The organism is Micromonospora sp. KLBMP9576 (assembly GCF_050941805.1).
Lineage (GTDB): Bacteria > Actinomycetota > Actinomycetes > Mycobacteriales > Micromonosporaceae > Micromonospora.
This window is the reverse complement of the sequence record NZ_CP194567.1, coordinates 2,963,231-2,978,446: the sequence shown is the minus strand read 5'-3', so window position 1 is coordinate 2,978,446 and position 15,216 is coordinate 2,963,231. Positions and strand designations below refer to the sequence as shown.

10 protein-coding genes, 2 pseudogenes and 1 riboswitch are annotated in these 15,216 nt (G+C 71.2%); of the genes and pseudogenes, 5 read left to right on the top strand and 7 right to left on the bottom strand.

Going from position 1 to position 15,216, the window contains the following annotated elements; genetic code table 11:
- Positions 1-36: 36 nt before the first annotated feature.
- The 4 genes from ACQ452_RS13335 to map all read right to left on the bottom strand — a co-directional run bounded on the left by ACQ452_RS13335 (position 37) and on the right by map (position 6,333).
- Entirely contained in the window at positions 37-1,032 is a 996-nt protein-coding gene (locus ACQ452_RS13335; RefSeq protein WP_433394128.1) for a ribonucleotide-diphosphate reductase subunit beta, read from the bottom strand.
- A 38-nt stretch (positions 1,033-1,070) separates the two neighbouring features.
- Complete coding sequence (locus ACQ452_RS13330; protein ID WP_433393591.1) at positions 1,071-3,485, bottom strand: ribonucleoside-diphosphate reductase subunit alpha; 2,415 nt, start codon at positions 3,483-3,485, stop codon at positions 1,071-1,073.
- A gap of 135 nt (positions 3,486-3,620) precedes the next feature.
- A riboswitch (cobalamin riboswitch) is annotated at positions 3,621-3,835 on the bottom strand.
- 235 nt (positions 3,836-4,070) lie between these two features.
- On the bottom strand, positions 4,071-5,135 hold the full coding sequence (locus tag ACQ452_RS13325; protein WP_433393589.1) for an N-acetylmuramoyl-L-alanine amidase: 1,065 nt from the start codon (positions 5,133-5,135) through the stop codon (positions 4,071-4,073).
- Positions 5,136-5,514: 379 nt separating this feature from the next.
- On the bottom strand, positions 5,515-6,333 hold the full coding sequence (gene map / locus ACQ452_RS13320; protein WP_433393587.1) for a type I methionyl aminopeptidase: 819 nt from the start codon (positions 6,331-6,333) through the stop codon (positions 5,515-5,517).
- Between the two features lie 88 nt (positions 6,334-6,421).
- Between map and ACQ452_RS13315 the strand changes: the two genes are divergently transcribed.
- A complete protein-coding gene (locus tag ACQ452_RS13315; protein WP_433393585.1) occupies positions 6,422-6,688 on the top strand; it encodes a helix-turn-helix domain-containing protein in 267 nt (88 codons plus the stop codon).
- 385 nt (positions 6,689-7,073) lie between these two features.
- Complete coding sequence (locus ACQ452_RS13310; RefSeq protein ID WP_433393583.1) at positions 7,074-7,490, top strand: hypothetical protein; 417 nt, start codon at positions 7,074-7,076, stop codon at positions 7,488-7,490.
- 53 nt (positions 7,491-7,543) lie between these two features.
- Here ACQ452_RS13310 and ACQ452_RS13305 read toward each other — a convergent pair whose 3' ends face one another.
- Entirely contained in the window at positions 7,544-8,392 is an 849-nt protein-coding gene (locus tag ACQ452_RS13305; RefSeq protein ID WP_433393581.1) for an AraC family transcriptional regulator, read from the bottom strand.
- A gap of 53 nt (positions 8,393-8,445) precedes the next feature.
- On the opposite strand from ACQ452_RS13305, the gene ACQ452_RS13300 reads away from it, so the two are divergent.
- The gene (locus tag ACQ452_RS13300; protein ID WP_433393579.1) at positions 8,446-9,654 is read left to right on the top strand and encodes an MFS transporter; all 1,209 of its coding nucleotides are present in this window, start codon (positions 8,446-8,448) and stop codon (positions 9,652-9,654) included.
- On the opposite strand, the pseudogene ACQ452_RS13295 reads toward ACQ452_RS13300, so the two are convergent.
- Positions 9,641-12,001 (bottom strand): annotated as a pseudogene (locus tag ACQ452_RS13295) (vitamin B12 dependent-methionine synthase activation domain-containing protein); the annotation flags it as partial. The gene ACQ452_RS13300 and the pseudogene ACQ452_RS13295 sit on opposite strands and share 14 nt — an antisense overlap.
- 301 nt (positions 12,002-12,302) lie before the next feature.
- On the opposite strand from ACQ452_RS13295, the pseudogene ACQ452_RS13290 reads away from it, so the two are divergent.
- Both ACQ452_RS13290 and ACQ452_RS13285 read left to right on the top strand, forming a co-directional pair.
- A pseudogene (locus tag ACQ452_RS13290) lies at positions 12,303-12,830 on the top strand (PAC2 family protein); the annotation flags it as partial.
- 84 nt (positions 12,831-12,914) lie between these two features.
- Positions 12,915-13,706 (top strand): GntR family transcriptional regulator, encoded by a 792-nt coding sequence (locus tag ACQ452_RS13285; RefSeq protein ID WP_433393577.1) that lies wholly within the window; start codon positions 12,915-12,917, stop codon positions 13,704-13,706.
- A 201-nt stretch (positions 13,707-13,907) separates the two neighbouring features.
- Here the strand turns inward: ACQ452_RS13285 and mshC are convergent, their stop codons facing one another.
- Positions 13,908-15,146, bottom strand: a complete 1,239-nt coding sequence (mshC, locus tag ACQ452_RS13280) for a cysteine--1-D-myo-inosityl 2-amino-2-deoxy-alpha-D-glucopyranoside ligase (RefSeq protein WP_433393576.1) — start codon at positions 15,144-15,146, stop codon at positions 13,908-13,910.
- Between the last annotated feature and the right edge of the window lie 70 nt (positions 15,147-15,216).

The following is a 15,216-nucleotide window of genomic DNA, read 5'->3' as shown; positions in this document are numbered from 1 at the left end:
GGGCGCGTCGCAGGCCACGGGGTGCCACGACCCGGCTCAGAAGTCGTCGTCGAAGGCGACGGTGCCGCTCACCCCCACCTGGTACGCCGACACGCGCCGTTCGAAGAAGTTGGACAGTTCCTGCACGTCCTGCAACTCCATGAACGCGAACGGGTTGGCCGACCCGTAGTGCGCGGGGATGCCGAGCTGCGCGAGCCGCCGGTCGGCGACGTGTTGCAGGTATTCGCGCATGTCGGTCAGGGACATCCCGGGCACGCCCCGGCCGAGCAGGTCCTCGGCGAACTGGACCTCGCACTCGACGGCCTCGGTGAGCATCTGCCGCACCTGCTCGACCAGCTCGTCGTCGAACAGGTCGGGCTCCTCGCCCCGGACGGTCTCCACCACGTCGAAGGCGAAGGCCATGTGCATGGACTCGTCGCGGAACACCCAGTTGGTGCCGGACGCGAGCCCGTGCAGCAGCCCCCGGGAGCGCAGGTAGTAGACGTAGGCGAAGGCGCCGTAGAAGAACAACCCCTCGATGCAGGCGGCGAAGCAGATCAGGTTGAGCAGGAACGCCCGCCGGTCCTGTCGGGTACGCAGCTCACGCAGGTCGCCCAGGGAGTCGATCCAGCGGAAGCAGAAGTCGGCCTTGCGCCGGATCGACGGGATGTTCTCGATGGCGTCGAACGCGGCGAAGCGTTCGGCCTCGTCGGGCACGTAGGTGTCGAGCAGGTTGAGGTAGAACTGGACGTGCACGGCCTCCTCGAACAGTTGCCGCGACAGGTAGAGCCGGCCCTCCGGCGAGTTGACGTGCTGGTAGAGGTTCAGCACCAGGTTGTTGGCGACGATGGTGTCGCCGGTGGCGAAGAACGCGACGAGGCGGCTGACCAGGTGCCGCTCGGCCGGGGAGAGCCGGTCGAGGTCGGCGAGGTCGGCGTGCAGGTCGACCTCCTCCACGGCCCAGGTGTTGCGGATGGCGTCGCGGAACCGGTCGAAGAAGTGCGGGTAGCGCATCGGGCGCAGGGTGAGATCCATCCCCGGGTCGAGCAGCATGTGGGTGGTCCTCGGGTCGCTGGTGGTCGTGGTGGTGGTCACTGGCAGGCCTCGCACGACTCGGGGTTCTCCAGGGAGCAGGCCAGCACCTCGTCGACGGGCGCCGGCACCGCGACGACGCCGCCGGCCCGGGCCGGTCCGGCGGGCGCCACGGTGGCCTGCTGGATCCGGGTGGCCGGGCGCGAGCGCAGGTAGTACGTGGTCTTCAGCCCGGCCTTCCAGGCGTGCAGGTACATCGAGGAGAGCTTGCCGATGGTCGGCGCGGCCAGGAACAGGTTCAGCGACTGGGACTGGTCGACGAAGGGGGCGCGGGCGGCGGCCAGGTCGATCAGTGCCCGCTGCGGCAGCTCCCAGGCGGTGCGGAACAGCTCGCGGACGTCCGCCGGCAGCTCCGCGACGTCCTGCACAGACCCCTCGGCGCGTTTGATCGCCGAACGGATCGGCTCCGTCCACCGGCCCCGGGCCTTCAGCTCACGGACGAGGGCGGTGTTGACCTGGAGGAACTCGCCCGACAGGGTCTCGCGTTTGAACAGGTTGGACACCTGCGGCTCGACGCACTCGTAACAACCGGCGATCGAGGCGATGGTGGCGGTCGGCGCGATCGCCACCAGCAGCGAGTTGCGCAGCCCGTACGCGCCGACCCGCTCCCGCAGCGCGGCCCACCGCGCCGTCTGGTTTCCCGTGACACCCCACAGGTCGGGTTGCAGGTGCCCGCGCGCCGCCCGGGTCTGCCCGTACGCGGGGTGAGCGCCGAAGCGGCGTGCCAGCTCGGCGGAGGTCTCCAGGGCCGTCAGGTACAGCTCCTCGCTGATCCGGGTGGACAGCTCCCGGGCGGCCGGGGAGTCGAACGGCAACCGCAGCGCGAAGAACACATCCTGCAGACCCATCAGCCCGAGCCCGACGGGACGCCAGCGGGGATTGCTCGCCGCCGCCTGCGGTGTCGGGTAGTAGTTGATGTCGATGACCCGGTCGAGGAACGTCACGGCGGTGCGGACGGTGGCGCGCAGCCGCTCCCAGTCGAGGCCGCCGTCGGCGAGGTGGGCGGCGAGGTTGACCGAGCCGAGGTTGCACACGGCGGTCTCGGCGTCGCTGGAAACCTCGATGATCTCCGTGCACAGGTTGGACAGGTGCACCACGTTGCCCGGCTCGGCGGTCTGGTTGCACAGCCGGTTCGCGGCGTCCTTGAACGTCATCCAGCCGTTGCCGGTCTGCGCGAGGGTGCGCATCATCCGCCCGTACAGCTCCCGCGCCCGCACCTGCCGCACGTAGCGGCCCTGCTCCTCGGCGGCCCGGTACGCCGCGTCGAACTCGGCACCCCACAGGTCCGGCAGCTCCGGCACCTCGTCCGGGTCGAACAGCGACCACACCCCGTCGGACTCCACCCGGCGCATGAACTCGTCGGGCACCCAGTTGGCCAGGTTCAGGTTGTGGGTGCGCCGGGCGTCCTCGCCGGTGTTGTCACGCAGTTGCAGGAACTCCTCGACGTCCGGGTGCCACGGCTCCAGGTAGACGCAGGCCGCGCCCTTGCGCCGACCACCCTGGTTGACCGCCGCCACCGAGGCGTCCAGCGTCCGCAGCCACGGCACGATCCCGTTGGACTGCCCGTTGGTGCCCCTGATCAGCGCCCCCCGGGAGCGGACCCGGGAGAACGCGATGCCGATGCCCCCGGCGAACTTCGACAGGTTCGCCACCTGCGCGTAGCGCTGGTAGATCGAGTCGAGTTCATCGCGCGGGGAGTCGACCAGATAGCAGGAGGACATCTGGGTGTGCCGGGTGCCGGAGTTGAACAACGTCGGCGAACTCGGCAGGTACGCCAGGCTCGACATCAGCCGGTAGAACCCGATCGCCTCGGCCGGGGTCTGCGACAGGCCGCAGGACACCCGCAGCAGCCAGTACTGCGGGGTCTCCAGCACCAGCCGGCTCGTCGGGTGGCGCAACAGGTACCGGTCGTACACCGTCCGCAGGCCGAAGTACTCGAAGCGCAGGTCGCCGCGCGCGTCGACGGCCGCGTCGAGTTCGGCGCCGTGGCCGGCCACGAACGCGGCGGTGTCGTCGCCGATCAGGCCCTCGGCGTGGCCGCGGCGGATCGCGTCACCGAACGAACCGATGCCCTGCCGGCGGACCTCCTTGTCGACGTAGCCGGCCAGCAGGCGGGCCGCCAGTCGCGAGTACTGCGGCTCCTCCCCGATCAGCTCCGCGGCGGTCTGGATGGACAGCCGGTCCAGCTCGGCCGTCGTCGCGCCGTCGTACAGGCCGCTGATGGTGCGGGTCGCGACCCGCAGCGGGTCCACGTCGGCGAGGCCGTCGGCCCACCGCCCGACGTACCGGACGATCCTGTCGACGTCGACGGGTTCGGTGCCGCCGTCGCGCTTGCGGACGTGCATCTGCGCTCGACGCCGCTGCGTCGGCGGGGCCGCACCGGCGGCCGCAACGTCCTCGGTGACTGTCACCATTCACTCCTCGCGCCTTGATCCCAGACGGATTTCCTGGGCACGCGCGGAGCGGACACCGGCGACGACGCGCCGTCGAGGCGCGCGTCGGGCGGCGTCGGCCGTCCCGCGCGGCCTCGGACCGCCGCGTGCCCGATGCGGGTACGCGGCGCGCTGGCAGTCTTCGGACTCGCGGACGCGACCGGCCTCGCCGGTCTCCTACTGGCCGTCGCTTCCCAGGCCGTTGGCGGCCCAGTGCTGATGACGGCGGTCGTTCCCACTCACCGCTGCGGGGCAGTCCCGGATTTCCACCGGGTTCCCTCTTGCCTCGACCGCCCCGGATGAGCGGCCGAACCAGCTACGTCCGACACCATATATAGGGACGGCATCGTTTGTCACACCCCACATGTGGGACTCGGGCGTGTCGGCGGCTGGCCCGGTCGCGCGACGCGATTCCGGGGGCCGTCGGCGCGTACCGGCGCATCGATGCCGGTCCGCAGGGTCCTCGGGTTCCGGCACCGGCCGGCCGGCCGAGGGGGTCAACACCGAACGGGCGGACCGCGGTCGCGTGACGACGCGACCACGATCCGCCCGCGGGCGGTACCAGGGTCAGACCCGGGTGACCCGGACGGCGTCGGCCAGGACGTAGCCGGTGGCGTTGGTCCAGCGGCTCACCCCGACCAGGTTGCGGTCGCCCGCCGCCAGGGGGAAGTTGCCGAGCGAACGCCAGGCGCCGCCGCTCGTCCGCTGGTCCACGTTGACCGTGCGGGTGCCCGAGGAGGTGACGACGACGTGCGGGGCCGAGCTGTTGTAGCCGGGGTCGGCGGGGTGGCGCACCTCCACCCGGTAGTCCCCGGCCGCCGGAATGTCCACCTTGAACCACGCGGCGTCGCTGGCGGGCGTGGGGCTGGCGAAGCGGTAGTCGGCCCCGTAGCGCTGGGCCGAGTAGGAGGAGGTGCCCCAGTTGGTGCTCGCCGTGAAGCGTCCCGCGGTGGCGTTGTCCACGATGACGCTGAACGCCGGCGGGTTGGGGGTGCTCAGGCCGAGGTAGGCGGCGATGCCCTGCGCGTGCCCCCGGGCGGTGGCGGTGATGAAGTCGGCCCGCTTGAGCAGGTTCGCGTCGGCGACGGTGTCGATGAAGAGGTTCTCGGTCAGCACCGAGGGCATGGCCGCCTCGCGCAGCATGTGGAAGTTCGCCGTCTTCAGGCCCCGGTCGGTGACCCCGCCGATCGTCCGCTGCGCGCCGATCACCCTCGGGTGCAGGGCATTGTGCAGGTTGACGGTGGCGCCGCTCGCCGACGGGTACCGGTAGCTCTCGAAGCCGGTGCCGCCGCCGGAGTTGATGTGCACGCTGACGAGCAGGTTCGCGCCCCACGCGTTGGCGTCGTCGGTGCGGTAGGCCAGGCTGCGCGTGATGTCGGTGCTGCGCGACATCCGCACGTCGACGGCCCAGTTTGCCAGCAGGATGCTGCGCAGTTGCAGCGAGATGTCGAGCGTCAGGGCCTTCTCCTGCAGCCCGTTGCCGATCGCGCCGGGGTCGGTGCCGCCGTGGCCCGGGTCGATGTAGACCTTGGGCAACGCGGCCCACGCGGGGGCCCCGAGGATGGGGACGGTGGCGGCACCGGCCAGGGCCGCCAACAGGGTACGCCGCCGGAGCGTGGGGTTGTCGCGCATGTGCACCTCGTCATCAGGGGCCGAAGAGATCGACAGTGCCCGCAATATAGCGGCATATCGATGCTCGATGAAAGATGTCTACGCAACTTGGTTCGCATGTCGAAGGTTTCCACCCCCGCCGGGGACGGGAAGGAGTGGCCCCCTGGCGTCCATCCCGCCCGCGCAGCGGCAAGCCGTCCCGCCCGCGCAGCGGCAAGCCGTCCCCGCCTCTGCGCGGGGCCGCCCGCCCTGCCGACACGCCTCGGCCGCGCACGGACCCGCCGCGTCGCCGCCCTTTTCCGCAGTTCCCGGGTTCACGCCCGCGGCGACAGCGGTCAGGAGGCTGCGACGCCAGGAGGCCCGCGGCGGTAGCGGGCCAGAAGGCCGCGACGACAGCTGGTCAGGAGGTTGCGGCGGGCTTCCTGGTGGAGTCGGACGACGTGTCGCCGCGAGCGGGGCGGCGGGTCAGGACCTGGGGGCCGGAAGGCGTGACGGCGACCGTGTGTTCGGAGTGGGCGGTGCGGGAGCCGTCGGCGGAGCGGATCGTCCAGCCGTCGCTGTCGAACATGATCTTGTTTGTGGAGCGGCAGAACCAGGGCTCGATGGCGATGGTGAGGCCGGGATCGAGTCGCATGCCGCGCCGGGCGCGTCCGCTGTTGGCGACGTGCGGGTCCTCGTGCATGGTGCGGCCGATGCCGTGGCCGCCGAACTCGGAGTTGACGCCGTAGCCGTAGGAGCGGGCGACCTCGCCGATCGCGGCGGAGATGTCGCCCAGGCGACCGCCGGGCTGGGCGGCGGCGATGCCGGCCTCCAGCGCGACCTCGGTGGCCTCGACCAGCTTCAGATCGGCCGGGTCGGGGGTGCCGACGATGACGGAGAGCGCGGAGTCGGCGACCCAGCCGTCGATACCGACCGCCATGTCGATGCTGAGCAGGTCACCGTCCCGCAGGACGTAGTCGTGCGGCAGGCCGTGCAGCACCGCGTCGTTGACCGACAGGCACAGCACGTTTCGGAACGGGCCGCGACCGAACGACGGCGCGTAGTCCCAGTAGCAGGATTCGGCGCCGCGTTCCTTGATCCGGCGGCGGGCGTGGTGTTCGAGTTCCATCAGGTTGACCCCGACCGCGGCGACGCCGCTCAGCTCGGCCAGCAACTCGCCGACGAACCGACCGGCCACCGCCATCCGGCCGATCTCCTCGGCGGACTTGAGCTCGATCACGACAGCCTCCCTCTCCGGGTGCGGTATTTTTATACCGGTATTTTTATACCACGACAGGTTGGACGCTCCGGAGGGATATCCTGCTGGCATGGTTCGCCTACCGCTCACCGCCGAACAGATCGCTGCGGGCCAGCGCCTCGGATCCGCGCTCCGGGCCGCACGGGCCGGCCGCAGCCTCGTCGAGGTGGCCCTCGCAGCCGGCATCTCCCCCGAGACGCTGCGCAAGATCGAGGCGGGCCGCCTTCCCGCACCGGCGTTCGGCACCGTGGTCTGCCTCAGCCAGGCCCTCGACGTCCCCCTCGGCGACCTGGCCGACATCTGGCTCGCCGACACGCCCATCCGCCAGGCGTCCTAGCGGCCAGCCACCCCAGCATTCCGGCCGGCTCGCGGGCTGTGCGTCGTGCGACGCTTTCGAGCTGAGCCGTTTACGTCATCAAGGCGCTGTCGGTGCTCAGGACTGCCGGCGCATCGGCGCTTCAGCGCTGTCGGCACGTCAGCGCTGTCGGCGCTGTCGACCCCCGCAGCACACAGACGGCCGGTGAGTCGTTTGCGACATCAGCTCGAAAGCACCGCGTTAGCGCACCTCAGGACGGCGACGGCGACACTTGGCGTTATGTTGATCAACAGCGGGGACGTACTCGACCAAAGCGGACGACTCCGCTTCTTACCTGTTGCAGGGTGCTCGACGCCCACGCCGCCCGTCGAGGGCTGCCTTGCTCGCCCGCAATAGCATCGCCGGCGTGATTCTCCCGACCTACCCGTATCTGCCCATCGCGGCGATCGTGCCGTGCCTTCTGATGCTGCTGGTCGGTCTGTTTGACGATTTCGGGCCACCGCCGCCGGTTGGGAAACTGGTTCCTGGGACCGTGATAGCCGTCCAGCGGGACAGCAGCGGCCGGGGCGTCTCCGCGCTGTTGAGCGTCGATACAGCCGATGGGCGGGTCACCTGCGGCATCGACCGGGCGGCGTTTCCTGGCGAGCGCGTCCCGCCACTGCACACACAGGTGACCGTTGACCACACGCCTGCGGCCTGCGCCCTACCCCCGGTGTCGCAGGAATTGCCTCGTTGGTCGATCCTCGCAATGGGCGGCGGCGGTCTGGCACTGATGATCTTCTGGCTCTGGGCTGGCCGGCGGGCCCCACGGGCTAGACTCTGAGCGCCGTGGGCTCGCACGGACGCTGGCGGTCTTCCAGTCAGACGTGTCACGGATCAAGTGGCAGCGGTCCGTGACGCATCAGGTGGAACCCGACACCGCCGGCAGCCGGCCGGCCTCGCCTCGGGCACGCCGACCCCGGCCCCACCCTGCGGGCCTACACCCATCCGCAGCCGGGTGCCCGGGGTGTGGCCGAAGGCGCTGCGGAACACGTCGATGAAGGCGCTGGCCGACGACCAGCCGCACTGATGTGCCACTGCGGTTACCGGCGTCCCGTTGGCCAGCAGGACCAGGGCGTGGTGCAGGCGCAGCTGGGTGCGCCACTGTGGAAACGTCATGCCGAGGTCCCTGTGGAACAGCCGGGACAAGGTTCGGTCGCTGGCACCGACCGCACGGCCAAGGTCGACGAGCGTGCGCTTGTCGCCCGGGTTGGCGTGCAGGAGGGCGCACACGGTGCGCAGCAGGGGGTCGGTGGGTGCGGGGACGTGCAGCGGCTGCTGAGGAGAGGCGCGTAGCTGGTCGAGCAGCACGGCACGCAGTCGGCCGCGTTCCGGCCCTTGTTCGCCGGGGGTGCGGGTGTAGGCGACGATCAGCTCGCGCAGCAGCGGGCCGACGGCGAGCACCGTTGGGGTGTCCAGGTCGAGCGGGTTGTCCGTGGCAGGCAGCCCCACCAGGTGAAGCTCCAGTTCGCCGTAGGCGCGGTGGGCGTGCACGGTGCCGGCCGGCACCCAGATGGCACGAGTACCCGGGGTGATCCATGAGCCCCTGTCGGTCGTGACGGCCAGAACCCCGCGAGCGGCATAGACGATTTGGTGGTCGTCGTGGCGGTGTGCGTCGATCTCGCCGCCGGACGCGAGCAACTGGGCGCGAGTGGAAGCCACGGGGTTGTGGCGGATTTCCGTCATTGTCTGTCAGGTCCTCGGAAGTCAGACAGGGCGTGTGTTGCCACCCTTGCATGGTGCGAAGGAAAACCTCGATCACGTTGCTCGCCGCCAGTCACGCCTGTGTCGACATCTACCAGGGGACCGTCGCGGCGCTGGTACCGCTGTTCGTCGCGGAACGCGCCTACACCTACGCGGCAGTATCCGGCATCGTCCTCGCCGCCACGCTGCTGTCCTCGGTCGCCCAACCGGTGTTCGGCGCGCTCACCGACCGGTGGGCCATACCGTGGCTACTGCCCGTAAGCACGCTGCTGGGCGGGGCTGGCATCGCGGTGAGCGGACTGAGCGGCGAGTACACCCTCACCTTGCTGTTCGTGGCGCTCTCCGGTGTCGGTGTGGCCGCCTACCATCCCGAGTCCGCGCGCATCGCCCGTGAGGTCAGCGAAGGCAGCCACACCGCCATGGCGTACTTCTCCACCGGCGGCAGCGTCGGTTTCACCCTGGCCCCGCTGATGGTCGCAGGCATCACGGTCCTCGGCGGGCTGAGCTGGACGCCGTTAATGGTCGTACCAGCCCTGGCCGGAACCGCGATGGCGATGCCCGTGCTGCGTGCCCTGGCCCGCCGCAACAGCGCCGCAGGCGGGAAACCGGCACCCGTCGGGCGCGACGACACCGCTTCGTTCATGCGGCTGACCTTCGCGGTGGTATTCCGCTCGATCGCCTTCGTCGGCCTGAGCACGTTCATTTCCTTGTACGCCCAGCAGCGCATGAACGGCAGCGCGGCTGCGGGCACCGCTGCTCTGTTCGTGCTCTATTTCGGCGGCGTGGTCGGCTCGGTGCTGGGTGGTAACGCCGCACGACGGTGGGGCCGGGTGGCGGTGTCCCGCTGGTCCTACGCGACCACCGCCATCGCGATCGCGGGTGTGGTGTGGGTTCCCGGACCGGCGATCTACCTGTTCTTGGCGCTGACCTCCACCGGCCTCTATGTGCCCTTCTCGTTGCAGATCACCCTCGGGCAGGACTACCTGCCCACCCGGGTCGGCACCGCCAGCGGGATCACGCTGGGCCTGGCGGTGAGCATCGGCGGGCTCGCCAGCCCCGCCATCGGGGCCCTGGCCGATGCGACGTCACTACGAACCGCTCTGACACCACTGACCGTAATGCCGGTCCTGAGCTGGCTGATGTTCCGTACCCTGCGAGACCCCCAGGCGCCGAAACCTGACGGCGGCGGGCGGCTACCAAAACCCGCTGATGCTTCCCCGGCCTCCGCCGTCACTTGGCGTTGAAGTAGCTCGCCTCCGGGTGGTGCACCACGATGGCGTCCGTCGCCTGCTCCGGAATCAACTGGAACTCCTCCGAGAGCTGCACGCCGATCCGCTCCGCGCCCAGCAGCTCCACGATCTTCGCCCGGTCCTCCAGGTCGGGACAGGCCGGGTAGCCGAACGCGTACCGGCAGCCCCGGTAGTCGGTGCGCAGCAGGCCCGCCAGGTCCGCCGGGTCGTCGTCGGCCACCGTACGGCCACCGGGCAGGGTCAGCTCCGAGCGGATCCGCCGGTGCCAGTGCTCCGCCAGCGCCTCGGTGAGCTGCACCGACAGCCCGTGCACCTCCAGATAGTCGCGGTACTCGTTACGGGCGAACATCTTCGCCGTGTACTCGCTGATCGGCTGCCCCACGGTGACGAGCTGCAACGCCACCACGTCCGGCTCGTCGCCGCGCGGGCGGAAGAAGTCGGCCAGGCAGAGCCGCCGCTCCTGTCGCTGCCGCGGGAAGGAGAACCGTGCCCGCTCGGAGTGCCCGTTCTCGTCCAGCAGCACCAGGTCGTTGCCCTCGGCGTACGCCGGGAAGTAGCCGTACACCACGGCCGCCTCCAGCACCTGGTCGGCGATGAGGCGATCCAGCCAGTAACGCAGCCGGGGTCGCCCCTCGGTCTCCACCAGCTCCTCATAGGACGGCCCCTGCCCGCTGCGGGCGCCCCGCAGGCCCCACTGCCCGAGGAAGGTGGCCCGCTCGTCGAGCAGCGCCGCGTAGTCGGCCAGCGGCACGCCCTTGACCACCCGGGTGCCCAGGAACGGCGGGGCGGGCACCGCCACGTCGGTGGCCACGTCCGAGCGGACCGACGCGTCGTCCAACTCGGGCAGCGACTCGCTGACGATCGCCCGCTGCCGTTCGCGGCGGGCCCGGCGGGCGGCCAACGCCGCCTCCCGCTCGGCGTCGACGACCGGCGCCCCGCCGCGCTTCGCGGTCATCACCCGGTCCATCAGCGACAGTCCCTCGAAGGCGTCGCGGGCGTAGTGCACCTGCCCGGGGAACCTCGACCGCAGGTCGTCCTCCACGTACGCCCGGGTCAGCGCCGCCCCGCCCAGCAGCACCGGCCAGCGCTCCGCGACCCCGCGCGACACCATCTCGGCGAGGTTCTCCTTCATGATGACGGTGCTCTTGACCAGCAGCCCCGACATGCCGATGGCGTCGGCCCGGTGCTGCTCGGCGGCCTCCAGGATCGCGCTGATCGGCTGCTTGATGCCGATGTTGACGACCTCGTAGCCGTTGTTGGACAGGATGATGTCGACCAGGTTCTTGCCGATGTCGTGCACGTCTCCGCGCACCGTGGCGAGCACGATGCGACCCTTGCCGCCGTCCTCGGCGGTCTCCATGTGCGGTTCCAGGTATGCCACCGCGGTCTTCATCACCTCGGCGGACTGGAGCACGAACGGCAGCTGCATCTGCCCCGAGCCGAACAGCTCGCCGACGACCTTCATGCCGTCGAGCAGGATGTCGTTGATGATGGACAGCGGGCTGCGCCCCTGCGCCATCGCCGCGTCCAGGTCGGCCTCCAGGCCGGTGCGCTCGCCGTCGATGATCCGCCGCTTGAGTCGCTCGTCCAACGGCAGGGCGGCCAGTTCCTCCGCCCGTCCGGCGCGCGCCGACGCGGCGTCCACGCCCTCGAAGGCCTCGATGAAGCGCTGCACCGGGTCGTAGCCCTCGCGGCGCCGGTCGTAGATGAGGTCCAGTGCCACCTCCCGCTGCCCGTCGGGGATCTTGTTGAACGGCAGGATCTTGCTGGCGTGCACGATCGCGCTGGTCAGCCCCGCCTGCCGGCACTCGTGCAGGAAGACCGAGTTGAGCACCTGCCGCGCCGCCGGGTTCAACCCGAAGGAGACGTTGGAGATGCCGAGGGTGAAGTTGACGCCCGGATAGCGGCGGGCGATCTCCCGGATCGCCTCGATCGTCTCGATGCCGTCGCGCCGGGTCTCCTCCTGGCCGGTGGCGATCGGGAAGGTCAGCGCGTCGATCAGGATGTCCGCGCGGTCCATCCCCCACCGCCCGGTGAGGTCGTCGATGAGCCGGCCCGCGACGCGCACCTTCCACTCGGCGGTACGCGCCTGCCCCTCCTCGTCGATGAGCAGCGCCACCACGGCCGCGCCGTGCTCGCGGACGATCGGCATGACCCGGGCGTAGCGGGATTCCGGCCCGTCGCCGTCCTCGAAGTTGACCGAGTTGACCACGCACCGGCCGCCCAGCATCTCCAGCCCCGCCTCGATCACCGCCGGCTCGGTCGAGTCCAGCACGATCGGCAGGGTGGAGGCGGTGGCGAAGCGGCCGGCGAGTTCCCGCATGTCCTGCACGCCGTCGCGATCCGGTCTGCGAGCACGTCGAGCAGTGAGGTACGCACGGGACCAGGTTAGTGCCGTCGCGAGGCGATCGATTCCCTCGCCCACGCCTTCCCACATCGTGTCGGGGGAAGGGGATACTGTCCGGTTCATCGTGGTATGGCCGGGCGTTGCCGGACAGGACCGGCGCGGCCGACGGGCCGCGTCCGGCCCCGACACGTAGGCTGACGGACGTGAAGGACTACAGCGACAACACCACGCCCGGCGGGCGGACGACCGGGTCCGGTCCCGGTGCCACCCGCGACGAGCAGGGTGAGGTGACGGCGTGACCGAGTTCGACGGACTGCCGGTGCTGCGGTCCCCCGTGGCGATCGCCGCCTTCGAGGGCTGGAACGACGCCGCCGACGCGTCCACCGCCGCCGTCGAGCACCTCGAGCAGGTGTGGCAGGCCCGCCAGATCACCGAGCTGGATCCGGAGGAATTCTACGACTTCCAGGTCAGCCGGCCCACCATCACGATGGCCGAGGGCGAGACCCGCCAGGTGCAGTGGCCGACGACGCGCTTCATGGTGGCCAGCCCCGAGGGCACCGAGCGTGACGTCGTGCTGATCCGCGGCATCGAGCCGAGCATGCGGTGGCGCACCTTCTGCGAGCAGGTGCTGGAGATCTGCCACAGCCTGGAGGTCGAGCGGGTCGTGGTGCTCGGCGCGCTGCTGGCCGACGTGCCCTACACCCGGCCGCTGCCGATCAGCGGCAGCGCCTCCGACGCGGAGGCCGCCCAGCGTTACCAGCTCACCCCCACCCGCTACGACGGGCCGACCGGGATCGTCGGGGTGCTGCACGACGCCTGCAACGGGCCCGTGTCTTGGCGTGTCCGGGGTGGCGCCGTCACCCCCTCTAGGGCATCCTAGGAACCTAGCTGTGATCGAGGAGGCGGCATGCAGATCAACCCTGGGGCGGCCGAATTCCCGCACCGCCAGATCGCCGGGCAGCTCAAGGCCCAGATCCGCCGCGGCGACTGGGCGCCGGGCGAGCGCCTGCCGTCCATCCCGGCCATCGCCGAGATGTTCGGCGTGGCGAAGCAGACCGTGCAGCGCGCCGTCGACCAGCTACGGGTCGAGGGCATCCTGATCACCAAGCCCGGCTCCGGCACGTACGTGCGAGGCACCCGGCGGCGGCTCAACCGGCTCTCCCGGGGCCGCTACGGCGGCTTCCGCGGCTACCACGCCGACCTGGCCGCCCGATACCGGCAACAGCTCGTCTCGGTCGGCCGGTCCGCCGCCCCGCCGGAGGTCGCCGACGCCTTCGGGGTCGCCGACGGCACCGAACTGCTCTGCCGGCGCCACCTCGTACGCACCGAGGACTCCCCGGTCGAGGTGGGCGCCTCCTGGTTCCTGCCCGCCGACGCCGCCGGCACCTCCCTGGAACGCGCCGAGGCGTTCGGCCGGCCCCTCTACCAGGAGGCCGAGGAGGCCACCGGCCGCCGCTACGTCTCCGCCACCGACACCATCAGCGCCCGCCAGCCCAGCCGGGAGGAGGCCGAGATCCTCCAGATCCGCCCCGACACCCCCGTGCTGCACCTGCTGCACGTCGCCTACGACGGCCACCGCAAGCCGATCGAGGTCGCCCAGGCCACCTGGCCCGGCCCGGTCACCACGCTGACCGAGGAATACCGCATCCCCGCCCCCGCCGCCGACCCGGACCCCGACCCCGGCCTGGTCCTCGGCTGACTACGCGCACGGGCGGGGTCGCCGGTGAGCCCGCCCCGGGGCGGTGCGTCCCGCGCGGCGCGGGACGCAACCCGCCCCGTCGAACGGAACGCACGGGCCGGAACCCGCCAAGGTCGTGTGGACGTGCGGGCCGCAACCCGCCCGGTCGAACGGAACGCGCGGACCGGAACCGCCGCCGAGGCGCCGCCCACGGCGGCGGGCTCAGAGACGCAGGCCGAGAAGGGCGTCCAGGGCGTCGGCGAACAGGGCGGGGGCGGCCGGGTCGTCGGCAACGCCGGAGAGGGCCGCGTCGGCCCACGCGTCGGCCAGCGCCACAGCGCCCGGCGAGTCCAGGTCGTCGGCGAGGCGGGCCCGCACGGCGGCCAGGAACTGCGCGCCCGACGGGCCGGCGGGGCCGGCGGCGGCCCGCCGCCAGCGGGCCAGCCGCTCGTACGCGGTGGCGAGCAGCTCGTCGGTCCAGGCGCGGTCGGCGCGGTAGTGCCCCGACAGCAGGGCCAGCCGGACCGCCATCGGGTCGACCTGGTCGGCGCGCAGCCGGGACACGAAGACCAGGTTGCCCCGGGACTTCGACATCTTCTCGCCGTCCAGGCCGATCATGCCCGCGTGCACGTAGTGCTCGGCGAACGGCGCCACGCCGGTGAGCCGTTCGGCGTGCGCGGCGGAACACTCGTGGTGCGGGAAGATCAGGTCGTTGCCGCCGCCCTGCACGTCGATGCGGTCGCCGAGCAGGTTGAGCGCGATGACCGTGCACTCGATGTGCCAGCCGGGGCGGCCGGCCCCCAGCTCGCCGCCCGGCCAGGACGGCTCGCCCTCGCGGGCGCCCCGCCACAGCAGCGGGTCGAGCGGGTCGCGCTTGCCGGGCCGGTCCGGGTCTCCCCCGCGCTCGGGGAAGATCTCCAGCATCTGCTCGCGGGTCAGGTTGGACTCGTAGCCGAAGTGGGGAACGGCGCTCACGTCGAAGTAGACGTCACCCGAGCCGTCCGCCAGCCGGTACGCGGCCCCGTCCTTGAGCAGCAGCAGCACCCGGTCGGCGATGTCGGGGATGGACTCGACCGCGCCGACGTAGTGCGCCGGCGGGATGATCCGCAGCGCCTCCATGTCCTCGCGGAACAGCGCGGTCTCCCGCATCGCCAGGACCTTCCAGTCCTCGCCGTCGCGCTGGGCCCGCTCCAGCAGCGGGTCGTCGATGTCGGTGACGTTCTGCACGTAGCGCACGTCCCGGCCCGCGTCGCGCCACACCCGCTGCACCAGGTCGAACGCGATCATGGTGGCGGCGTGGCCCAGGTGCGTGGCGTCGTACGGGGTGATGCCGCAGACGTACATGCTCGCGGTGCCGTTCGGGTCGCTCGGGTGGGCGCCCTGTCGCGCGGAGTCGAACAACGACAGCGGCCCGCCCCTGCCCGGCAGCCGCGGCACCTCATGTCCCGCCCAAGAGTCCATGACCGTCAGCCTAGCCAGCCGACCGGGCGGGGCAGACCCGGCCCACAGTGATCATCACGACAGCGCCGCA